Source organism: Leeuwenhoekiella palythoae, assembly GCF_020310025.1.
GTDB lineage: Bacteria > Bacteroidota > Bacteroidia > Flavobacteriales > Flavobacteriaceae > Leeuwenhoekiella > Leeuwenhoekiella palythoae.
In genome coordinates, this window is the sequence record NZ_CP084318.1 from 3,055,224 (window position 1) to 3,078,129 (window position 22,906).

General features: G+C 39.7%; 22 protein-coding genes. 10 read left to right on the top strand and 12 right to left on the bottom strand.

Annotation, left to right across the window (positions count from 1 at the left end):
• Nucleotides 1-42: 42 nt before the first annotated feature.
• A complete protein-coding gene (locus LDL79_RS13065; RefSeq protein WP_262903802.1) occupies nt 43-984 on the top strand; it encodes an acyltransferase family protein in 942 nt (313 codons plus the stop codon).
• Here the strand turns inward: LDL79_RS13065 and LDL79_RS13070 are convergent.
• Nucleotides 908-2,104 (bottom strand): glycosyltransferase, encoded by a 1,197-nt coding sequence (locus tag LDL79_RS13070; RefSeq protein WP_225598002.1) that lies wholly within the window; start codon nt 2,102-2,104, stop codon nt 908-910. The two genes, LDL79_RS13065 and LDL79_RS13070, sit on opposite strands and share 77 nt — an antisense overlap.
• On the opposite strand from LDL79_RS13070, the gene LDL79_RS13075 reads away from it, so the two are divergent.
• Both LDL79_RS13075 and LDL79_RS13080 read left to right on the top strand, forming a co-directional pair.
• A complete protein-coding gene (locus LDL79_RS13075; RefSeq protein WP_225598003.1) occupies nt 2,073-3,242 on the top strand; it encodes a glycosyltransferase in 1,170 nt (389 codons plus the stop codon). The two genes, LDL79_RS13070 and LDL79_RS13075, sit on opposite strands and share 32 nt — an antisense overlap.
• Nucleotides 3,235-3,624, top strand: a complete 390-nt coding sequence (locus LDL79_RS13080; RefSeq protein ID WP_394372628.1) for a sugar 3,4-ketoisomerase — start codon at nt 3,235-3,237, stop codon at nt 3,622-3,624. Before LDL79_RS13075 ends, LDL79_RS13080 begins: the two co-directional genes overlap by 8 nt.
• Here LDL79_RS13080 and LDL79_RS13085 read toward each other — a convergent pair.
• The 4 genes from LDL79_RS13085 to LDL79_RS13100 are packed head-to-tail and all read right to left on the bottom strand — an operon-like array spanning nt 3,614 to nt 6,734.
• Nucleotides 3,614-4,543 (bottom strand): glycosyltransferase family 2 protein, encoded by a 930-nt coding sequence (locus LDL79_RS13085; RefSeq protein WP_225598005.1) that lies wholly within the window; start codon nt 4,541-4,543, stop codon nt 3,614-3,616. The genes LDL79_RS13080 and LDL79_RS13085 overlap by 11 nt on opposite strands.
• Nucleotides 4,530-5,438, bottom strand: a complete 909-nt coding sequence (locus LDL79_RS13090) for a glycosyltransferase family 2 protein (protein WP_317197769.1) — start codon at nt 5,436-5,438, stop codon at nt 4,530-4,532. The genes LDL79_RS13085 and LDL79_RS13090 overlap by 14 nt, the downstream gene beginning before the upstream one ends.
• Nucleotides 5,434-6,045 carry a hypothetical protein gene (locus LDL79_RS13095; RefSeq protein ID WP_225598006.1) on the bottom strand — a complete coding sequence of 204 codons (612 nt, stop codon included), beginning with the start codon at nt 6,043-6,045 and terminating at the stop codon, nt 5,434-5,436. Before LDL79_RS13095 ends, LDL79_RS13090 begins: the two co-directional genes overlap by 5 nt.
• Before the next feature lie 5 nt (nt 6,046-6,050).
• Nucleotides 6,051-6,734, bottom strand: a complete 684-nt coding sequence (locus LDL79_RS13100; protein ID WP_225598007.1) for a cell division ATP-binding protein FtsE — start codon at nt 6,732-6,734, stop codon at nt 6,051-6,053.
• A 233-nt stretch (nt 6,735-6,967) separates the two neighbouring features.
• Between LDL79_RS13100 and LDL79_RS13105 the strand changes: the two genes are divergently transcribed.
• The 3 genes from LDL79_RS13105 to LDL79_RS13115 all read left to right on the top strand — a co-directional run bounded on the left by LDL79_RS13105 (nt 6,968) and on the right by LDL79_RS13115 (nt 13,518).
• A complete protein-coding gene (locus LDL79_RS13105) occupies nt 6,968-9,991 on the top strand; it encodes a tetratricopeptide repeat protein (protein ID WP_225598008.1) in 3,024 nt (1,007 codons plus the stop codon).
• A gap of 29 nt (nt 9,992-10,020) precedes the next feature.
• Nucleotides 10,021-11,784, top strand: coding sequence for a TonB-dependent receptor (locus LDL79_RS13110; RefSeq protein ID WP_225598009.1), 1,764 nt, complete (start codon nt 10,021-10,023; stop codon nt 11,782-11,784).
• Nucleotides 11,785-11,883: 99 nt separating this feature from the next.
• The gene (locus tag LDL79_RS13115; protein ID WP_225598010.1) at nt 11,884-13,518 is read left to right on the top strand and encodes an amidohydrolase; all 1,635 of its coding nucleotides are present in this window, start codon (nt 11,884-11,886) and stop codon (nt 13,516-13,518) included.
• A gap of 3 nt (nt 13,519-13,521) precedes the next feature.
• Here the strand turns inward: LDL79_RS13115 and LDL79_RS13120 are convergent, their stop codons facing one another.
• The 5 genes from LDL79_RS13120 to LDL79_RS13140 all read right to left on the bottom strand — a co-directional run bounded on the left by LDL79_RS13120 (nt 13,522) and on the right by LDL79_RS13140 (nt 18,185).
• Nucleotides 13,522-14,163 carry a hypothetical protein gene (locus LDL79_RS13120; protein ID WP_225598011.1) on the bottom strand — a complete coding sequence of 214 codons (642 nt, stop codon included), beginning with the start codon at nt 14,161-14,163 and terminating at the stop codon, nt 13,522-13,524.
• A 158-nt stretch (nt 14,164-14,321) separates the two neighbouring features.
• A complete protein-coding gene (locus tag LDL79_RS13125; RefSeq protein ID WP_225598012.1) occupies nt 14,322-15,242 on the bottom strand; it encodes a YeiH family protein in 921 nt (306 codons plus the stop codon).
• Between the two features lie 70 nt (nt 15,243-15,312).
• Complete coding sequence (locus LDL79_RS13130; protein ID WP_225598013.1) at nt 15,313-16,197, bottom strand: LysR family transcriptional regulator; 885 nt, start codon at nt 16,195-16,197, stop codon at nt 15,313-15,315.
• A 287-nt stretch (nt 16,198-16,484) separates the two neighbouring features.
• A complete protein-coding gene (locus tag LDL79_RS13135) occupies nt 16,485-17,609 on the bottom strand; it encodes a lactonase family protein (protein ID WP_225598014.1) in 1,125 nt (374 codons plus the stop codon).
• 189 nt (nt 17,610-17,798) lie between these two features.
• Nucleotides 17,799-18,185: a winged helix-turn-helix transcriptional regulator gene (locus LDL79_RS13140; RefSeq protein WP_167597583.1), complete on the bottom strand. Its 387-nt coding sequence runs from the start codon at nt 18,183-18,185 to the stop codon at nt 17,799-17,801.
• Between the two features lie 105 nt (nt 18,186-18,290).
• On the opposite strand from LDL79_RS13140, the gene LDL79_RS13145 reads away from it, so the two are divergent.
• Together LDL79_RS13145 and LDL79_RS13150 are read left to right on the top strand one after the other, a co-directional pair.
• The gene (locus tag LDL79_RS13145; RefSeq protein WP_225598015.1) at nt 18,291-18,872 is read left to right on the top strand and encodes an NAD(P)H-dependent oxidoreductase; all 582 of its coding nucleotides are present in this window, start codon (nt 18,291-18,293) and stop codon (nt 18,870-18,872) included.
• Between the two features lie 10 nt (nt 18,873-18,882).
• The gene (locus tag LDL79_RS13150) at nt 18,883-19,401 is read left to right on the top strand and encodes a peroxiredoxin-like family protein (protein ID WP_225598016.1); all 519 of its coding nucleotides are present in this window, start codon (nt 18,883-18,885) and stop codon (nt 19,399-19,401) included.
• Between the two features lie 88 nt (nt 19,402-19,489).
• Here LDL79_RS13150 and LDL79_RS13155 read toward each other — a convergent pair whose 3' ends face one another.
• The gene (locus LDL79_RS13155) at nt 19,490-20,290 is read right to left on the bottom strand and encodes an MBL fold metallo-hydrolase (RefSeq protein ID WP_225598017.1); all 801 of its coding nucleotides are present in this window, start codon (nt 20,288-20,290) and stop codon (nt 19,490-19,492) included.
• A gap of 72 nt (nt 20,291-20,362) precedes the next feature.
• Nucleotides 20,363-20,824 (bottom strand): GNAT family N-acetyltransferase, encoded by a 462-nt coding sequence (locus LDL79_RS13160; protein ID WP_225598018.1) that lies wholly within the window; start codon nt 20,822-20,824, stop codon nt 20,363-20,365.
• Nucleotides 20,825-20,954: 130 nt separating this feature from the next.
• Here LDL79_RS13160 and LDL79_RS13165 point away from each other — a divergent pair, with 130 nt between their 5' ends.
• Nucleotides 20,955-22,130 (top strand): trans-sulfuration enzyme family protein, encoded by a 1,176-nt coding sequence (locus LDL79_RS13165; protein ID WP_225598019.1) that lies wholly within the window; start codon nt 20,955-20,957, stop codon nt 22,128-22,130.
• 56 nt (nt 22,131-22,186) lie between these two features.
• Nucleotides 22,187-22,903, top strand: coding sequence for a bacillithiol biosynthesis deacetylase BshB1 (gene bshB1, locus LDL79_RS13170; RefSeq protein WP_225598020.1), 717 nt, complete (start codon nt 22,187-22,189; stop codon nt 22,901-22,903).
• Nucleotides 22,904-22,906 lie beyond the last annotated feature (3 nt).

A 22,906-nucleotide genomic window follows, 5' to 3' on the forward strand; every position in this document is an offset into this window, starting at 1 on the left:
CGATTTGTTTTCGCTTTTTTGGTGTTTTTGCATCATATAAACGTGCTACAGGGTGCTTTAGGCCACGCCTTTTTTTACGCGTTAAGCGGTTTTATCTTGTCTTATGTGTATGCCGATCGCTTCGCGCAACAGCAAATCAGTTTAAGCCGGTTTTTAAAATTGCGCTTGAGCAGATTATATCCGCTTTACGTGTTGACTTTATTGGCTGCGGTTCCGTTGAGTTTGGGATTTTTAGCGAGTAATGCAGAACAGTGGATGCTTCAGTTTGTGGCAAATTTGTTTATGTTGCAAAGCTTTATCCCAAATGCCGAATATTACTTTGCATTCAACAGTTTGGGATGGAGTATTTCAGATTTATTCTTTTTTTATACGCTGTTTCCCGTGTTGTTATGTGGATTCAGAAAATATACGCATCGAAGCATTTGTGGCCTTTTTAGCTTATTTTTTCTACTCATTTTAAGTTTGATGTATATCATTCCACAGGAACTGCAACACTGGTTTTTCTACATCAATCCGTTGCTGCGGCTTTTTGATTTTGCTTTAGGAATGTTGCTGTATCAGCTTTTAAAGAAAGCTTCCTTCGGAAGGTTCGATTCGAGATTTACTTGGTATGAAAGTGGGTCGCTTGTACTGCTTGTGATCTTTTATACTTCCGCAGCTCTTTTTCCGAAAGTCCTAAGATATTCTGTGTATTACTGGTTGCCGATGTTGGCTGTGATCGGAGTTTTTGCGCAGCAGAAAGGTGCGTTGTCAAAACTGCTTTCAAAACCGGTGCTTCTCTTTTTAGGCAATTTGAGTTTTGGGTTTTACCTCTGGCATCAGCTCATTTTGAGATACGCACGACGAGCCGTGAACCATTTTGGAATCACAATTGCCGATTGGCAATTTTACAGTTTGAGTTTTATGCTTATTCTGTTGGTTTGCTATTTTTTGTATCGCTTTTTTGAGCTTCCGATGAAGCGGAAACTGCGTCGTCACTTTTAATACTATTCCATGCGCTAACATACTTTTCAGCGACGTTCAAATAGTTGTGATGTTCTTGAACAAAACGCTTAGCACGAGTTCCTATTTCAGCAATTCGTTGGGGATTTAGAATAAGTTCTTCCAAGTCTTGAGCGATTTTTTCAGCATCCGGAATAGTGTGAATCGCTACGCTATTGGGCGCTACTTGGTAACGCTCACAAAACGATGCTCCGGCGCCAGTGAATACCACTTTGCCTTGTGCCATCGCCTCCAACGCGTTATAGCCTTGATCTTCGGCATAGGTTTGATCAAGGATGATATCGGCCTCACGATAGGAGTCAATATATTCTGCATAGGGGAGACTGGTAACACAAATGAGCTTAATGCGATCGCTGAATTTTTGCCGAATGATACACAAAGCCGAGTCAAAATAGTAATTCCCCTTTTTATAGTAATTACTTCGATTAACCCCTTGAAAAATAACAATGCGGTTTTGCTTTTCCGGTTGGGTATTATTGAAGTTATCCAGATTTACGGGATTTGGAATCAAACCAAAATAATCTGTTCGACCTTTATAGATGGGATGATAGTCCAGGTCTGTGCTGATGACCAAATCTTTCAGCTCAAATACGAATTCGTGATACTTTTTATGCGCCGCAGTTAAGTATTTTTCGCTGTACGGAAAGTCGATATCCGGGTGTTGTAAAATAGGATGATGTGGTAGTTTATCAATGTTATTCAAATAGATATAATCATCGCCGCAGGCTAAAATAACGAGCTTTGGTGTAAGCTGCCGTAAGCGTTTTACGATGCGTTTTTCAATAAAATACGGTGTTTTAAAAGGATATTCATTGATAAGCTGAATAACGTCATACTGGCTTTGGTCTACCAGCCAATCGAGCGCACGATAACCTATTTCTAGTGTGGCAAGATCAAATTTGGTCAGTTTAAAAATTCCTTTTCTAAGTGTTTGCAGTATTCGACTTTCCTCAATGCGCTTGGCCTGGATAAGCACATCTGAAGGAAGTTTTTTAAACGCATCGCCAGTACTTATGAGTGTGACTTCGTGCCCATTTGCGAGCAAGCCGGCCTTCAGACTGTTATGCAAATTGCTGTATTCTCCTACTAAAAGAATTCTCATAAATGCGCTACATTTAAAGCGAAAAGATACACAAACTCTGAAACCAAAACCTCAAAATATCTGTATTCTCGTTGAATCACTCGCCGGCGGCGGTGCAGAACGTTCGGCGGCTTTGTTGACGCAAATGCTTACTGAAGCAGGTTATGCTGTACACCTGGTCACGATCACCGACAAAATAGGTTATGAGTTTTCAGGTAGGCTTTATAATCTTGGGAAATACAAGAATGGAACCAACGGCATCTTCAATAAACTGAAACGCTTTCAGCATTTTAAAAAATACCTAAAAGAACAGAACATTGATGTTATTCTGGACTTTAGAATGCGGCGGAATGCGTTAAAGGAATATTGCATTCAGCGGTATTTGTATCCGGGATTTAAAGTCGTCTTTATGGTGCGCAGTTCACATTTGAACTATTATTTTCCGAAGCCCGACTTTGTTGCCAAGAGACTTTTCAAAAATGCGGAACTCTGTGTCCTTACCGAAGCTATGAAGCAGTCCATTGAGCAGTGTTTCGATTTTAAAAAAATTAAGGTGCTTCCTAATGCAATTGATGTATCTGCATATCAGCAGGAATTTGCATTACCGAAAGATATGCTATGGCCTTATATTTTAGCGAGTGGTAGGTTACAAAAAGGAGTAAAGCAATTTGATAAACTCATAATAACCTATGCAAAAAGTGAACTGCCAAAACTAGGTATTGACCTGTATATATTGGGACACGGTGAAATGCTTGAAGAGCTTCAACAACTTGCAGAAGATTTGAAGATTGCTGAAAAGGTTATTTTTAAAGGCTTCGTAAAACATCCCGAACCGTATGTAGCCCAAGCGCTTTTCACGGTTATGTGCAGTGCTTTTGAAGGTTTTCCGAGGGTGATCTTAGAAAGTCTAGCGTGCGGAACTCCGGTAATTGCAATAGATTGTCCTACCGGTCCGCGTGAACTTCTTGATGGGACTAATGGGATTCTGGTTCCGCATCAGGATTTTGAAGCTTTAAAGGAGGCGATGAACAGGCTGGCGCTTGATGAACCCACAAGAAACCGATTTAAAGCTGCTAGCCAAAAGAGTATTCGTAAGTTTGACATCACACAAGTAACCCCGCAATGGCAAAGCTATCTCAACGCGCTGTATGATGATTAAACGCATAAAACTCCCTAAAATAGAAGATCGAAGAGGTAACCTTTCGGTGCTGGAAAAAGACATATTGCCTTTTGAGTTCAAGCGAGTGTACTATTTATATGATGTGCCTAGTGGTGCTTCTCGTGGTGGTCACGCGCACCGGGAACAGAGTGAGTTTTTGATCGCGCTCTCCGGAAGTTTTGATGTGCTCATTCACGATGGAACTAAAAAACAAACCTACACGCTCAATAAACCTGATGAAGGTTTGTTGATTCCTAATGGATACTGGCGCGAATTGGACAACTTCTCAAGTGGCGGTATTTGCCTTGTTCTCGCAAGTGAAATTTTTATTGAGGCAGATTATATACGGGATTTTGCTGAATTTCTTCAGTTTAAAAAGTAGTAAGTCTGATTCCTTTTTTAAGTAAAAACGTTTTTACTTTTCTTATCCTGATCAACAGGAAGCGCGGCGCATTTAACAATAAACGCTGCTTACTATTCAGTATAGATGGATCTAGTTTAGCTTTGAGTTTTTTGAACAGATCCAGTCGACCTTCAGTTTTATAAAAAATACACAGGAAATAACGTTTGGTATGAATGTAAATATGTAAGGATTGATGATCGGGATGTGCCCTTAAGAGTTGCCCAAACTTTGGAACTTGCAGATCACTTTTGTTCAAACTACTGATTTGCCCCGCGACTCCGGTGCGATAATGACAGGTTACTTTAGGATCATAAGCCATTTTAAACTGAAGGTTGGCCCTGATCAAAAAATCAACATCTTCAGAATAGGTCGTTGCTTCATTAAAACCACCAAGATGTGTGAAACTCATTTTAGTAAATGCGAGTGTACTGGGAATCACCAAGGGTTGATACAGACTTTCTGTAAAAAAATCAGTGATTTGGTAAGGCTCTTGGTGAACTGTATTTAATTTCGGTTTCACCGTTTTTCCGGAGTTGAAAAGTTCGCAATACCCGGTAGCAAAAAGCTGCGCATCCGGAAACTTTTCGGAGAGTCTTACAAGGTGTTCCAGATGATCAGGCAACCAAAGATCGTCAGCATCAAGAAGAGCGATGAGTTCATTTTTGGCTTCCGCTACTCCGCGATTTCGGGTTTTTGATAGTCCGTGATTTTCCTGATCAATGATGCGTATGCGTGCATCTTTAAAGCACTGCATAACTTTCAGACTGTCATCGGTAGAGCCGTCATTGATAAGAAGAAGTTCAAAATGCGTATAGGTTTGCTTCAGTACAGAAGTAATGGTTTCCGCCAGATAAGCTTCCTTGTTAAAAACCGGAATGATGATGCTAATTGCTCTCATCTTTCAAAGTTAGCTTTAAATAATAGCAAAGGCGGTACAGGTCAAAAAGTCGCAGACTGGGATTGTTTCCGCAGAGGTTTTTGAGAATATGATGCTCGTACGTTTTAAAAAGGCGCAGTATTTTATGCTGAAGGTTTCGTTTTACTACCTGCTGGGCTACACGTTGTAAAGGCCGATAGTTTTTAGGCATTTTTTCTTCGTGTTCTAAACGCACCAAGGTTTGTAAAGCTTGATGTGTTTTTAATAAATAAGAAGCCGAAGTTTCTAAACCAAAATGCGTTGTAGGGTTGTTTATATGTAAAACCGAAACCTGTTGCTGCTCTAGACGGTGAGCAAAATAAGGATCTAAGCCATAAGCGTTTTCTTCGACTGGATTACATTTTAAAAAAACCGATTTTTCGATCAATAAATGCTGACTAACCAGCGATAAGTAGGGCTTTTTTTTGCGCTTGGAAACCGACCTGCCTTCGCGGGATTTTCCGTAAGTGTAGTGGAGTGCGCGTTCGGGGCTCGGGATATTTTTGGGATAAGTGATTCCGCCAAAAATCACTTGCGCACGGCCTAGGTTTTGTTCAAAGATTTGAAGAAAATCAGGTTTTGTAGGAAGCACATCTGCGTCTAAAAAAAGCAAATTGTGATACAATGCATTTTCCGCAAGAAAATGCCGCGTTGCCGTTCTACCACGGTTTTCGTGGAATAGGGTATAAATGCACTGATTTTGTTCTGCTAGTAGCGCATTTGCTTTTTGAATTTCAGCATCTGTAGAAGCATCATCAGCAATACAAATCTCAAAGGCAATCTGTAATTTTTCGGTCTGGGGGATCAGGCGCTTGAGCAAATCGTTTAGCGCAACATTATAGACGGGTATGAGAATGGATAGTGCGATAGTCTTAATGCGCTTGAACGATTTCTTCGGTTAACTTCCAGACCCAGCTTTTAGAATATTCACCCAAGCCGCTTTTATAATGCCCCGAAGGATGTACAACGGTAAAACTTCCGCAGGGATAATGGTATTTAAAAAACAGCCGCTCAATGATTTGATTTTTATCTTCAGTCCAATTGGCTTTTCTCCATTTCTTTAAACCCTCATCGTTTTTATAAATGTAAACAGTATTAATATCAGCTATACGATTGAGTTTACGCTCCATTTCTTTGTACCATAATTTTCTTGTACCAAAATTTATCGATCCTCTATCATTGCAAGTGTCAAGCCCCGGATAATAAATAATGGCAAGCATTTTATCACGTTCTAAAGTCTGCCCCGTAATTTCTTCAAGATGCGCGTAGAGATTTTCAACTTGTTGTAGCGTGTCTTCCTGTGTTCTTAAAATGAGTTTAGTAACGTTAGGAATGGAGGTTTCAATAGCAAAATAGTTTCTGCCCTTGTAATGCTGTTCGAGATCACGCTCTGAAATGAGTTGATTGTTATAGTCCATATACTTTTGCTGTGCTGTTGCAGTCAGGCAAAACAAGATCAGTATGGACAATACAATCTTGGGCATAGGCGCTAAATCGTCTTTTGTACGACTTCAAAGATTTTATTGCCGTCGCATTTGAGGGTTTTAGAAGGGTATTTTAAAAGCAATGCATAATCGTGCGTCGCCATTAAAATGGTATTTCCGTTTTTGTTAATCTCTTGCAAAACCCCCATAACTTCTACAGAAGTCTGCGGATCGAGGTTTCCGGTTGGCTCATCGGCTAGAATTAATTCTGGGTCATTCAAGAGTGCGCGCGCGATAGCCACACGTTGCTGCTCACCACCAGAAAGTTGGTAAGGATATTTAAAGCCTTTGGTTTTCATTCCTACTTTATCCAGCACCTTATCGATTTTGTCGTCCATCTCGTTTTGGTTTTTCCAGCCGGTAGCTTTTAAAACAAACTTCAGATTTTCTTTGACGGTGCGATCATTCAACAGTTTAAAATCCTGAAAAACAACGCCCAGTTTTCTGCGTAGATATGGGATTTGCTTTTCTTTTAAAGTCGTCAGGTCAAAGTCTACAATGACTCCCTGACCTTGTTGTAGTGGGAGATCACCATACAGGGTTTTCATAAAACTACTTTTACCGCTTCCGGTTTTACCTATGAGGTACACAAACTCGCCTTTATTGATCGTGAGGCTCACTTCAGAAAGAATAAGGCTTTCACGTTGAAAAATGGAGGCGTTTTGAAGTTGCAATACCGGTGTAGACATAAAAAAGCTTCTAATATTTGACAATTAGCTAACGTCAAAAGTACAATAACTATTTCATTTGTATAGTAGCTTTAGGGTCTATTGAATGAAGCCTTTAAATTCCTCAAAGGAAGTTCTTTTTAAGAAGGCTACTGTAGATATAATTATCCTAGTTTTGTAACGTTATTAACAGTAGTCACTTGTTAAAAAACCTACTTTTGACCGTGCTGCTTTTGCAACTTAACTTAGAAAATATGATCAAGAAATATGCCTGTATAGGGCTCCTCACGCTGCTGACCTTGCCGGTTCTCACGGCACAGCAGTCTGCCGCATTTACTAACGATCTGGCAAAATACAACAAAGCGCTCTCGCTGTATAACAGCAAACAGTACCTCGCTGCGCAAACACTTTTCAACGAAATAAAACAGGAAGCTAAAGATCCCACGATCAAGGGAGATTGTGCCTATTATATCGCAAATGCTGCGGTGCGTCTCAACCAAAGTGGAGCAGATGCCGCGATGCAAAAATTTGTTGAAGAATACCCTACGAGTACCAAACGTAATTCTGCTTATAAAGATGTTGCCGATTACTACTACGAGAATGGGAAATATTCGGTAGCTAAGCGCTGGTATGAGCAAGTAGATCTGTCAAGATTGAATTGGAGCGAACTGGAGCGTTTCAATTTTAATATGGGTTACATTCATCTTAAAACCAACAGGCCGGAAGAGGCCAAAGTGTATTTTAGCCGTGTACGCAATTCTGAAAAGTACGGAGCGCAGGCTAAGTATTATGAAGGTTTTATGGCGTATGAAAATGATGATTATGAAGAGGCGAGTCAGCTTTTTGAAGAAGTTGAAGCCGAAGGAGGAACTCGCGAAGACCTGAGTTATTTTAAAGCCGACTTAAACTTTAAGCAAGGTAATTTTGAAGAAGCTATCCAATTAGCCAAAGAACAACTTCCTACTGCCAACCGACTCGAGCAATCTGAATTGAATAAGATCATTGGAGAGAGTTATTTCAATTTAGGACAGTTTGATGAAGCGCTTCCGTATTTGAAAGAATATCGCGGTAAACGTGGGCGTTGGAGCAATACCGATTATTATCAGCTAGGCTATGCGTATTACAAGCAAGGCGATTATGACAGCGCGATAGGGGAGTTTAATAAGATAATTGAAGGAAAAAACGGCGTTGCTCAAAATGCGTATTACCATCTTGCTGATGCCTATTTAAAAACCGGTAAAAAGCAGGAAGCTTTAAATGCGTTTAGAAATGCTTACCAAATGGACTTTGAGCCGAAGATCAAAGAAGATAGCGGACTCAATTATGCCAAGTTGAGTTATGAGATCGGGAATGCCTATGAGCCGGCTCCGCAAGCCATTGGTAACTATTTAGAGCAATATCCTGACACTCCCGAGCGTCAGCAATTGCAAACTTTACTCATCGACTCATACATCACTTCTAAGAATTATGAAGGAGCGATGGAACTCATTGAGAATAACCGAAATTTTGAAGATAAAGTAGCCTATCAAAAGGTGGCTTTTTATCGCGGAATCGAACTTTATAATGACGGAAATTATCAGGAAGCGATCATCAATTTTGAAAAATCTTTAAGCGAGCCCCGCACTCCGGAGTTCACCGCACGCGCCCTGTATTGGAAAGCCGAAAGTGAATACACCATAAACCGTATTGATGATGCGTTGTTGACGTTTAAGCAGTTTGAACAAAACAGCGCAGCACGAGCATTGCCAGAATATGACAACCTCGCTTATAATTTGGGCTATGCTTATTTCAAAAAGAAAAACTACAATCAGGCGACAAAATATTTTAGTCAGTTTACCCAATCGGGAACGGATGATAATGTGAGAAAGATGGATGCCTATATGCGTCTGGGTGATAGCCATTTTATTGAAAGTGAATATTGGCCGGCGATGGAAGCTTACAATGCCGCTATCGCAATGCCCGGTGGAAATAAAGATTATGCGACCTTTCAGAAATCGATAAGCTATGGTTTTGTAGATCGTAATGCGCAAAAGATCGAAGGCTTAAGCAATTTTGCTAACGTTTTTCCGCAGTCGAGCTACAGAGATGATGCTTTGTATGAACTCGGAAATACCTATGTCGCTACGGGCGATAATGAGCGTGGTATTCAGGCCTACGATCGCTTAGTGCGTGAGATTCCAAAAAGCAAGTTCGCAGCAAAAGCCCAACTTAAAAAAGCGCTTATTTATGACAACACCGGTAGAAGCGATCAGGCATTGAATTTATTCAAGCGTGTAGCTCAAGATTACCCGGGAACGCCAGAGGGTGTACAGGCGGTAGCTTCAGCAAAACTTATTTATATAGACAAAGGTCAGGTTGATGAATATGGAAGATGGGCCAATACCTTAGATTATATTTCGGTTGAAGATTCAGAATTAGACGATGCAGCCTTCTCTTCAGCAGAGCAGCAACTGGTAGGAAGCAATAACCCGCAAGCGATTCAGAATTTTGAAAAATATTTAAGAGAATATCCTAACGGGCAACGTGCGATGGAAGCGCATTTTTATCTTGGTCAACTTTATTTTGGTCAGAATGAATATGCAAAAACAAAGTCGCATTATAAATATGTGATCGACAAAGAACGTAGCGAATTCACTGAGCAGGCCTTGGCTCGATTGGGTCAGGTGTATTTAAGTGAAAGCAATTATGCCGATGCGGTTCCTGTTTTAAAACGTTTGGAGACCGAAGCAGATAGTGCACAGAACGTGATTTTTGCACAAAGTAACTTGATGAAATCCTATTACGAGTTGCAGCAATATGCCAATGCTGTAAGTTATGCCGATAAAGTATTGGCAAATTCCAAAATCGATAATAATGTAAAAAGTGATGCACAGGTGATTATCGCGCGTAGTGCAATGCAAACCGGTGATGAGAATAAAGCTGCCGCAGCCTATCGCGAAGTTTCAAAAATTGCAACCGGTGCCTTAGCCGCAGAAGCTTTGTACTACGATGCGTATTTTAAGAACAAGAACGCTGACTATACCGGTTCTAATGCTTCGGTACAAAAGCTGGCTAAAGATTATAGTGGTTACAAAGAATACGGAGCAAAAGGTTTGGTCTTGATGGCTCAAAACTTTTATGAGTTGGATGACGCCTATCAAGCGACTTATATTTTGGATAACGTGATCACCAATTTTACAGATTATCCTGAAGTCGTAGCCGAAGCGCAACAAGAACTTACCCGTATTAAAGCTGCAGAGTCTAAAACCAATTCTTCTTTAGAGGAAGGAAATAACTAAAGTTGAGGTTTATGTGCAAACAATCATTAATGAGAACATCTATGAAGATTCAATATATAAAATCCATTTTCACGCTCACGTTGGTGCTGGCAGGGCTAAGTCTTGCACAGGCTCAGGATAAAGGGAATCTGGGAACCGAAGTCGTAAATGTGGTTAAACCCTATACTCCTGAAATTGGTGATGCATTTAAAGTCAAAGCAACTCCGGCTTTAAATGATTCTTTAAATACAGCTAAGAAAAAAGTGACCTACGGTATTTTTTCGGTGCCGGTAGCTTCTACTTTTACACCTGCAAAAGGAAAGGCTGCTCAGGTAGAAAAAGCAAAACCTGTAAAATTGTATGACAATTATGCGCGTTTGGGCTTTGGTACCTATACCACTGCTTTGGCTGAATTTTACAGCAATTTTGAGATCGACCGCGATTCTAATTTCGGAATATATCTCAATCATAATTCGTCTCAGGGAGAAATTGATGGTGTTGTGCTGGATAATCAGTTCTATGATACCGATTTGAATTTGAGTTACGCTACACGAGATCGTGATTACAACTGGTATGCAGATCTTGACCTGGGCCACAAACTTTTCAACTGGTATGGTCTTGATGAGTTTGTAGCAGCTTCACCTACATTGGTTGAAAGTATAGATCCTGCACACAGCTATTTCCAAGCCGGATTAAGCGGAGGTGTTGAATTTAACGAAGGTTTTTTTGAAGGAGCCACAGCCCGTTTGGGCTATTTTGGTGACTCGTATGAGTCGAGCGAAATACGCGCAGTCATTGCTCCGGAATTTATGATTCCTATTACCGATCAAAAAATAAGCATCGATCTCAAATTGGATTATTTAAGTGGAAGTTTTGATCGTAACTATCGCAATTCAGAAGCTATAGAATACACGCATTTTATAGCGAGTGCCAATCCTAGTTTGCAGATCTTGTTAGAGGATCTTAGGCTGGATCTGGGAGTGAATGTAGCCGCAGATCTAAATCCTGATGCAGACAAAACCGATATCAATATTTACCCAAGTGTACAGGCTTCATACAATGTAGTAGACGAATATTTTATTGCTTATGGTGGTCTTGAAGGAGGTCTGATGCAAAACAGCTATCAGGAGCTTGCTGCCGAAAATCCATTTGTGTCTCCAACATTAGATTCACTTTCTCCAACCGATCAGAAATACGATCTATTTGCAGGAATCAAAGGAAAATTAAGCAGCGCAATGAGCTATAATTTACGCGCCAGCTATTTGGCAGAGGACAACAGATTATTGTACAAAAACAACTTTAGATCGGTAAGTGAAGGAACACTTGCAGGAGCAGAAAATTATCAGTTTGGTAATTCTTTTGGTATCGTGAATGACAACTTGAAAACACTTTCCATTTTTGGAGAGCTCAACTTTGATGTGAATAGTAATTTAAAAATGCGCATCAACGGGGAAGCTTTCAGCTACGATACAGATATGGAGGAAGAAGCCTGGAATTTACCCGATTTTCAAGCGTCATTCTTTGCAGATTATCAGATCGATGAACATTGGTTTGCCGGGGTGACTTTATTCTATGTTGGCGCACGTAAGGATCAGGTAGATGTACAAACGAGTTCGATTGTGTCTAATCCGCAATTGGTGGAGTTAGAGAGTTTCTTTGATGCTAATGCGCACGCGGGTTATCGCGTTAATGATCAGTTATCGTTTTTTGCACGTGTAAACAATGCTCTAGGTAATAATTATCAGCGTTGGGTTAACTATCCTGTACAAGGAATTCAGGGAATGGCAGGTGCTACCTACCGCTTCGACTGGTAAAAAATCAGGACAATTACAATATAAACTCCCAATTTTGGGAGTTTTTTTGTTTTAGGCAATGCCGTCTTAATTTGTACATTCGCAAAAAAAATACAGACTATGCGCAAGGTTCTTTTTGGTTTATTAGGTTTTCTGGTGTTGTTAAGTTGTGAAGATAAGGCTTCAGATAAGGTTGAGGTCGATGCTATTTTTTACAACGGAAATATATATACTGTAGATTCCGGTTTTTCTAAGGCCGAAGCTTTTGCGGTAAAAGATGGGAAATTTGTAGCAGTAGGATTAACCGATTCTATCCAGGCAAACTATTCGGCTAAAACGATGACCGATCTTGCCGGAAAGACCGTACTTCCGGGACTGATCGATGCGCATTGTCATTTCTACAGATTTGGTGAGTCGTTGCAAAATGCAGATCTGGTAGGTACCCAAAGTTATGACGAGATCATAGATCGACTTGCAGCTTTTCAGAAGGAAAAACCCAGTGATTTTGTTTTTGGTCGCGGTTGGGATCAAAACGATTGGGAAAATAAAGCCTTTCCTACTAAAGCAAAACTAGATTCTCTTTTTCCGGATATTCCTGTAGCGCTTCAGCGTATTGACGGTCACGCCTTATTGGTTAATCAGAAAGCTTTAGACCTTGCTAAAATTGATAATACCACAATTATCGAAGGCGGCGAAGTCATTCAGGAAGGCGGCGAAGTAACCGGCGTTTTGATCGATAATGCAATGGATCTGGTCTATAATGTTATGCCACAATTAAGTAGAGAACAAAGTATACAAGCGCTAAAGGATGCCCAAGAATACTGTTTTGATTATGGTTTGACCACGGTGAATGACGCAGGACTTGATCGTGCCACCATAATGTTGATCGATAGTCTTCAGCAGGCAGATGCCTTGAGTATGCGTATGTATGTGATGATCAGTAACAGTCCGGAAGATGTGGATTACTTTATAGAAAACGGAATTTTAAAATCCGAAAAGCTCAATGTACGCTCGGTAAAGGTGTATGGTGATGGTGCTTTAGGTTCACGTGGTGCCGCATTACGCGTGCCTTACGCTGACCGCCACGATCACTATGGAGCAATGGTTACCCCGGTAGAAGATATCAAAGCCTTAGCAAAAAAGCTTGCCGCAACAGATTTCCAGATGAATACACACGCGATTGGAGATTCTGCAAACACAGTTATTTTAAACGCCTATGCCGAAGCTTTAGAAGGTAAATCTGATCGCCGCTGGAAGGTAGAGCACGCGCAAGTTATTTCACCTGATGATTTTAATTATTTTGATGATAATATTTTACCATCTGTACAGCCTACGCACGCAATCAGCGATATGTATTGGGCAAAAGACCGTTTAGGAGAGCGTAGAATGAAAGGAGCATACGCCTATAAAAAACTGCTTGACGAAGCCGGAATGATCGCCTTAGGTACCGACTTTCCTGTAGAGCAGGTAAATCCATTTTACACGTTTTATGCTGCTGTAGCCCGAAAGGATCTAGAGCATTATCCGCAGGACGGATTTCAGAAAAAAGATGCGCTTTCGCGTGAAGAAACCCTGCGCGGTATGACAATTTGGGCTGCTTATTCCAATTTTGAAGAGAAGGAAAAAGGCAGTATCGAAGCCGGTAAGTTTGCAGATTTCATCGTGATGGATCAAGATATCATGACCATCGAAGAAGACGCTATTCCTGATCTGGAAGTGAATCAGACTTGGTTAGGCGGAAAGCAGGTAAAATAAGTATTAGATGCAGCTATTTTTAGCGTAGGAGTAAACAGCTCTGTCTAACTCAGTAATTTTACCATCTGCATCAATACGCAAATGAACTTGGTCACTTTGGTATGGAAGACAGCCACTTACAAGTTCAGAAACTAAAAGTTCAAAGTGATCATCAGTTGCCTTTATAGCTCCTATTTCTTTAATGTCTAAACTGTGAAAATAACCGTTAGCGTTAGCCCAAAGTATTGCCTCAGAACGGGTGTCTATCGTGCCTAAAAATGTCAATAATTGTTCCGGCGTATTTAGGATAGTGTTGTTATCGCCATGTTGAAATTTGATGTATAAAAAGCAATAGGAGGGCAGACAGCTTCCGGCGAAACCAAACGGAGTTTCGAGCGTGTTGAAGGATTCAATACACGCATCAGTATTTGACGCATTCACACAAAGACTTCCCTCAGACACGATGAGCTCTTCATTACCAGGGGTATCAAAAGAGTACAACAGCTCATAGTAATTGTAAGCAATATTTGTAGTAAGATCGGCATAGGGAAAACGTTCAGTGATCGATTCAAACTGAGACAGATCAACGTTTATAGCTTCGTCTTTACTGCATCCTAAGCTTATCAAAAGAATAAACAGGAATAGATAATTGTAGATTTTTTTCATAAGTAGACATTTTCAATCATATCAAAATTTGCGCTTATTTATATGATGTTCAGTTGCTTAAATGGTTGCGTCGCTAATGTGATTTACTCAATAATACGGATTAAAAACTCAAAAGGATTCCTGCGGAATTTTACTACACCGAGTAAAAAAAGACTATTTCAATACAGAATAAACAACAGCGAAAACGTAGCAATAAAGATCCATAACACTAAAGCTAACGCCACAGGTTTGAGTCCGATAGTTTTAAAATCTTTCAACGATATGTTGATGCCTATCAATAGTAGCGATACAAGCAATAATCGTTTGGACAGCAATACTAATCCTTCGGCCCAACTTTCGGGTAGGAGGTGATAGCTGTGGGCTAGAATGGCTAGAACGAAAAAAATGATAAAATAGGGGATGCGTACGCGTTCGTTTTTCGTCTTAAAATAGAACATAGAGAACACCGCCATTGGAATGATCCACAACGTACGGGTAAGTTTTACGGTGGTTGCAATTTTGAGCGCCTCTTCGCCATATTGCAAGGCTGCACCAACTACAGAACTCGTATCGTGTATCGCCACTGCACACCAGATACCAAATTGCTCTTGGCTTAAATGAAATGCGTGACCCAACACCGGGAAGATAAATAACGCCATAGCATTCAGCATAAAAACTATTGCTAGTGAAACGCTTATGGTTTTTGCATTGGCTTTGATCGCGGGACTGATCGCGGCGATCGCGCTTCCGCCGCAGATCGCCGTACCCGAGGTAATCAAATGCCCCAGACGCAAATCTATTTTTAAATATTTGGTCAATATAAATCCCAGAAAGACTGTAAGAATGATGGTACTCAACGTTAGAGTGAAACCTTTGCTTCCGGTTGCGATGGTTTCAGAAATAAACATACCAAAGCCCAGCCCGATCACTGCAAATTTGAGCAAGTAATTTATAGCCTGATGCTGCTGTTGCCGGTAGGGTGTTTTGAAAAATAGATTGAATAGGAAACCGGCAATTAAAGCTAGCGGACTTGTAAATACTCCGCTTAAGGCCAGTAGTATCAGAGCAAAAAATATTAGTTTAGAATAACGAGTTTTCATATCAATAATTTGATACAAAAATACTCTGACGGAAATGCTTTGAAGGAATCTTATTTGTTCTTATAGATAACTAAAAGTTATTCCTATTTTGAATGAAGCGCTCCAGATAATCTATATTTTTAGAAAGATAACCCGTGCGCCGTACAAAGTAGAACCAGCGCTCAATACTGAAGTTTTTAATATCTATGATTTTGAGACGGTTATTCTTTAAATCGTCTGCGACTGAATGAATAGAGAGTAGCGCAAAGTGTTCAGAATGGTATAAAAAGTTCTTGATGGCTTCAGTGCTGTTAAACAGAATATTGCGATCAATAGACTTGATCTGGTGTTGCTGTAAGAACGAATCAATAACTTCCCGTGTTCCTGAGCCTGATTCGCGTGAGACCAACGGTAAATCTTTCAATTTTTTCAATGCGATCGCATTTTCTTTAACGCTGGTATTTGTGGCATTGGTCACCAACACGATCTCGTCTTTTAAAAATTTAGTGTACGATAATTTGTTGTTGTTGGTATTGCCTTCGGTTATGCCAAAATGAATTTCTTCATCTAAAATAAGCTTCTCAATATGTTCAGTATTAGCAGCTAGAATACTAAACTTTGTTTTGGGAAATCTTAAGTTGAATTGAGCAATTACTTGAGGAATCACATAGTCTGACAAGGTGGTGCTCACTCCCATATCTATGGCCTCAGGAAAGGCTTCATTTTTATGCGTGAATTGCTCGTCCATTTCCGCATAAATGCTCAGGATCTTTTGCGTATAAATGAGAAATGCTTTGCCTTCTGCGGTAAGCTCAATGGCATTGCGTTTACGTACAAAAAGTGTGGTCTTAAATTCTTCTTCAAGGCTTTTGATCGCTTTAGAAACTGCCGGTTGCGAGAGGTAAAGCTGCTCGGCGGCCTTTGTAAAACTTAAATGCTTAGCCACCACTTTAAAGATCTGAAGTTTAGTACGCATATTTTTTCAGATAGCTAAACGACCCAACTTTTTCCAACAAGCATCCAAGAGATCAACGTTTGTTTTTTACCTGATTGGGAGTCTATTTTATGAATTCGCGGCGTTAAGAATACAGTAATTACCGCGCACGTTGCAGCTTTAAATGCGCCCTCAAAACTTGGAAATAACCATTGTAGCGTATACCAAATTCCTATGTAGCAGATAAAAGATGCAAGTAAGCTTAGAAAAATAACTGTAAAGCGATTCATGGTTGTAAAATTTTGTTTTTGATAAGATAAAAAATAGATCTAATCAAACAAAATACACACAGGTTTAGGAGCAGCAATTTCAGAAGCATACGTTAATAATCCGGTTTCAGGATCTCTGGTATAGGATACCAAGTTATTGCTGTTTTGATTCGCCACGATCACAAAATTTTGATCTGGTGTAATCTGAAAGTTTCTAGGATCTTTTCCTTTGGTAGGCTCGTTAGCGATTAATGAGAGTGCCCCTTGATCATCAACTTCTAAAATAGCGATACTATCGTGTCCGCGATTTGAAGCATAAATAAACCTACCATCATCGCTGATGTGAATATCTGCTGCTTTGCTGTATTCAGAAAATCCTTCGGGTAATATTGAAGTAACTGCTAAAACGCTGTATTGACCGTTTTCTTTACCCACCTGCGCAATGGTGTTGTCTAGTTCGTTCAAGACATAAATAAATCCGTTAGCAGGATGAAAAACCAAATGTCTTGGGCCAGCACCTTCCGGGAAGTCCAGCTTCTGATTTTCTGCGGGTTCTAGTTTTTGAGTTTCATTATTGATCTTAGAAAACCATAATTGATTGGTTCCTAAATCAGCCGAAACAACTCCGCTTCCGTCAGGTAAAAACCATACAGAATGTGCATGTGGACCTTCTTGACGATCGGTGGTTCCTTGACCTTCATGTTGTTTTACATCTAAAAGCGCAGAAAGGCTGCCGTCTTTTTCATTCAGTTTTAATAAGCCCAAATTCCCACCGCTATAATTGGCTACCAGAACGTCGTTATTCTCATTAAGCGTTACAAAACAAGGGTGTGCACCGCCCGTTTCGGTTTGCGATAGTTGAACTAAGCTGTCATTTTTAACCTCGAAAGAAGTGATCATTCCGGGGTCGTCTTCATTAACAGCAAGCAGCGTATGCTTAGAAGCGCTCAAAGCCAAAAAAGATGGATTAGAAGTCGTTGCGACCATTACAGGTTTTGTAAAGGTGCCGTCATCTTCCAAGCCGGCTTTGTAAATCCCTTGACTTTCACCATCAGTATAAGTGCCTAGATAAAAGGTTGTGCGCGGGGAAGCGGCGGTATCAGTCATATCAGTTTCAGATTTCTTTTCGGTGTTTTTACAAGAAAGAAGGGTACACAAACTCAGTCCCAACAGTGCTGCTTTCATAAAAAATAGTGCTTTTAGTACGTGCGTAATTGCATTTTAAAAGTACTGCTTTTACAGGGCAAATTCATATTAACCTGCAAATAACACGTGTTTCGTGTGACAATTTTTTTGGCCTTGTCAAAAAGATATTAAGCGCATGGCGTTAAATGAGGTCGTTTACTCGATAGTTGGTACTAAAAACTTTTCCGTCTATATATTTTTATAAGCGGGCTTTCTTCCATTCTCTATGATTCTACATTGTTCAAAATCCATTTCGGGATAAGCTTCATTTGCCCAATCACTTAACATTCTTAAAACAGGTAAAAGTCCAAGTGCTTTTTCGGTTAATGAATATTCAACTCTTGGTGGAGTTTCTGCAAAAGATTGTCTCAAAAGTAATCCATCGGTTTCTAATTCTTTCAGCTGATTAGTCAGCACCTTTTTTGAGATTGTAGGTATTAGCGTATTCAGCATTCCAAATCGCATAGAACCATTTGATAATAAGTATAAAATAATCGGTTTCCATTTGTTGCCAATTACGTTCATCGTATGCACAAGGGAACAAGCATTTGGGTTATCTATATATTTTCTTGCCATTAGTTACTTTTTAGTTACCACTATTTATCCAAATTCAAACACGTTAGTTTCAAATATGAACTAATAATAGTTTCTTTGTGAAACAAATGTAATTAAAATTTCAAAATGAAAAATATTTTTATCATCAATGGTCATCAGAAATATCCATTTTCTGAAGGGAAATTAAACGCAACTTTAATTGAAAAAGCAGAAAGCTACTTTAAAAGCAATGGTTACAATATCAAGAAAACTACAATGGAAGATAATTATGATGTCAACGAAGAAATTGAAAAATTCAAATGGGCAGATGTGGTCTTTTTTCAAACACCATTGAACTGGATGGGTGTAAGTTGGTCGTTTAAAAAATACATTGATGAAGTATTTTCGATGGGTATGATGGGCGAAATGTCTGATGGTGATGGAAGAAGTAAAGAAGCACCGAAGAAGAATTACGGATTAGGTGGAAAGTTAAATGGAAAGTATATGATGTCTGTAACGGCTAATGCACCAAAAGAAGCTTTTAATAATCAAGAGGAACCATTTTTTAATGGAATGAGTGAAGATGATTTGCTAAAACCAATGCATCTTAATTTTAAGTGGTTCGGTTTTGAATCATTACCAACATTTATGGCATATGATGTAATGAAAAATCCAGAAATAGAGAATGATTTTATTCGTTTTGAAAATCATTTGAAAGCAAACTTTTAAATTATTTATTATGAATAGACCAACACCAAAAAATACAGCACCAGATTTACAGTTTCAATTATTAAATGGAAATCAATGGAATTTGGCAGACCAAAATCCAGACAACTTTACTTTGGTTGTTTTTTACCGAGGATTACATTGTCCATTATGTAAAAAGTATTTACAACAATTACAAGAATTGCTACCCGAATTTGAGCAAAGAGGCGTTAATGTAGTAGCTGTAAGTATGGATACCGAAAAGAGAGCTAGACTTTCTCGTCAAAAGTGGGAATTGTCTAATCTTACTTTGGGCTATGATTTAACTGAAAAATCAGCAAGAGATTGGGCTTTGTATTTAAGTGCTGGTGTAAAAGCTGGTGAACCAAATGAATTTAGTGAACCAGGATTATTTTTAATAGACAATAGTAATCAAATTTATTATTCAGCTATAAATAGTAATCCTTGGGGAAGACCATATTTGCCGTCTTTTGTAAAAGCGGTAGATTATATCGTTCAGTCAGGCTATCCTGCAAGAGGTGAAATGCTTTAATTCTCAAGTGTGTTGATAAAGGAAAATCGATAAAAATGGCAGAAAAAAATCCCAACGTGTTGCATTGGGATTTTTATTTTTTTAGGATTTACTCGGCCCCGTTGGGATACCAATCTAAAATGATCACTTCTGTACCCACATCAGCAGAATCTACAATACCTTTAAATTGATCTACATCGCTCATACCATTTTGACCTCTAAAATGATACGGGTAAGCTTCTTTGGGTTTAAAATCTATGACCGCATCAGCGGCGCTAGTGACCGGCATCGTGTACGGAAGATTCATACAAATAAAAGCTTTGTCAATATTTTTCAAATTGCGCATTTCTGGGATGTCTTCAGTATCCCCTGAAAAATAGACACGCATTCCGTCTTTTTCAATAAGATAACCATTTCCGCGGCCTTTGGTATGAAACTGCTTGGCTTCCTCTCTAAGATTATACATAGGGATCGCGGTAAGCGTGTAGCCATCCCAAGTTTGTGTTTCGTCATTAGCGATCACAGTCACTTGCTCTTTGATCGCACCTTTTAATTGATCAACTACTGCTTGTGGTGCAAAAATAGTCGTGCTACTATCAGCAACAGCGGTTAAGGTTTCTTCGTTAAGGTGATCGCCGTGAATATCAGTGATCAGGATCACCTGAGGTTTTGGCTTGTTTTCAAAAGCTTTGGCACCACCCACAGGATCAATGTAAAACACATCTTCGCCAAAATCAAAAATAGCAGTGGCATGTTCAATAGGTGTTATATTAAACTGGGCTTCGGTGGTTGCTTCAGTGGTCATCGCGGCTTCTTCTGAAGCTAAAGAAGACTCATCTTCTGCTTTATTTTGATTCTTACAACTGTATAATGTGGTTATTGCTAATGCAACTAAAACTAGATTTTTCATAATAAGTATTATAGGTTTCTACCTAAAGGAAAAAAGAATCAAGCTGAATTTGTATTAAAGAATTTATAAACTTTAAAACCGGATCTCCATTTTAATGTCGGCACGGGCGTAGGGATTGGGATGCTCTAGCGGAATTTCTTCAAAACCAAATTTACGATAGAGGTAGATCGCATTTTCTAGTTTTCGGTTAGAATATAACAGAAGTCGATCTAAGCCTTTTTGTTGTGCAAAGTCAAGCGTATAGCGCAACAATTGCTGACCTATTTTTTGCCCGCGAAGGTTGGCATCTACTGCCATTTTAGTCATCTCAAAAATGCCGTGTTCATCGGGCATAAGGGCAACCACCCCAACAACTTTTTGATTTTGAAGCGCAACAAGAATTTCTCCACCGGGTTGAATTATAAAGCGATCAGGATCACTCAAAACTTCGTCGTCGTGCGGTTCTACCACAAAAAACTGCTCCAACCAATGTAAGTTAAGCTCTTTAAAAGCTTGGGCATAGTTAGGCTGGTAAGTATCAAAGATTAGTTTCATAGGATAATTTAGGAGCGCAAAGGTACTACAGAAGCACATGCTGACTGCATTTTTAAAACGAATTCAAGCCTACACCTCCAATTGTTCAATAGGCTTTTTGTAAATTCGAAGCAGACAAAATAACCCTATTATGGCCGATCGAAAATTAGGTTTAAATACCATTTGCACTCACGTGGGTGAGGTTGAAGATACACAGTTTAAAGGAGCGATCTCTCCAATTTATATGTCAACATCATATGCATATAAAGATGTTGCAATCAAACGTTATCCGCGTTATTTCAATACCCCTAACCAAGAAATGTTAGGCAAAAAAATTGCTGCATTAGAAAGCACAGAAGCAGGAATGATCTTTGGCAGCGGAATGGCGGCAGTAAGTACCACATTGCTTGCTTTTTTAAGTGCTGGCGATCATATTGTGCTGCAAAAAACGCTTTACGGCGGAACGTTTAACCTCGTGGAAGAAGAATTCTCTAAAATGGGAATCGAGTACACCTTCACTTCGGGTCTCGAGCAGGCAGATTTTGAGGCCGCTATACAAGAAAATACTAAGGTAATTTATATTGAAACGCCATCAAACCCCTTGATGACTGTTACTAATATGCAAATGGTGGCCGACCTTGCTAAGGCTAAGGGAATCGTTACGATGATAGATAATACGTTTGCCTCTCCGGTAAATCAGAATCCGGCAGATTTTGGGATCGATATTATAATTCATAGTGCAACAAAGTATATGGGCGGACATAGCGATATTCTTGCCGGTGCGGTCGCTTGTTCAGAAGTGCATATGGATAAGATCTGGAATAAAGCTAAAAATCTGGGTGGAAGCTTAAGCGACTTTTCGGTATGGATGTTAGAGCGTAGCTTAAAAACCTTGGTACTGCGCGTAAAGCAGCAGAATAAAAATGCGAAGAAACTGGCCAAATGGCTTGATCAAAACGGACACGTGAAAGCGGTTTATTATCCCGGATTAAAAACACATCCTGATCACGAGTTGGCCAAAAAACAAATGCGAGGCTATGGCGGAATGCTTTCTTTTGAACTTTCAGATGAGTTAGATGCTGCTGCGTTTATGAAAGAATTAAAATTGATCAAACCTTCTATGAGTTTAGCGGGAGTAGAGTCGACCATTCTTTCGCCTACGCAAACTTCGCACGCCTTGTTAAGTGCTGAAGAGCGCGAAAATCAAGGTATCGCAGATGGTTTATTGCGTTTTTCGGTGGGGATTGAAGAAAAAGAAGATTTGATCGCAGACCTGAAGCAGGCTTTGGAGAAAGTGGTGAAAGACAGTTTGAATTTTAGCATATAAGTTAGGTTCGCTGCAGTGCATCGACAGATTAGGGATCATTATTAAAAGCAACACAATTGAAATTAGATATACTTGCCATTGGCGCGCATCCTGACGATGTTGAACTGTCGTGCAGTGGTGTTCTTGCAAAAGAGGCCAGTCGCGGAAAGAAAACAGGAATTCTAGATCTTACACGTGGCGAATTGGGCACACGAGGTTCGGCAGAAATACGAGATCAGGAAGCTGCGGCGGCAGCTAAGATCCTAGGTTTAAGCGTACGCGAAAACATTGCTTTAGCTGATGGTTTCTTTACAAATGATAAAGAATCGCAGCTGCGCATTATTGAGATCATACGTAAATACCAGCCGGAAATTGTGCTGTGCAATGCTATTGATGATCGGCATATTGATCACGGTAAAGGGAGCAAATTGGCGAGCGATGCTTGTTTTTTAAGTGGTTTGAAAAAGATTGAAACCATTCTGGACGGTAAGACTCAGGAAGCTTGGAGACCTAAACACGTGTATCATTATATTCAATGGAAAAATTTGCAACCTGATGTTGTGGTAGACATCAGCGGCTTTATGGATGTTAAGATGAAATCTGTTCTTGCGTATGCGTCACAATTTTATGATCCTAATAATCCAGATAATAATACGCCTATATCAAGCAAGAACTTTCAAGATAGTGTCAAATACAGAGCACAAGACTTAGGCAGACTTATAGGAACAGACTATGCCGAAGGTTTTACTGTGGAACGCTATCCTGCTGTAGATTCAATTTTTGATTTGATCTAAAAT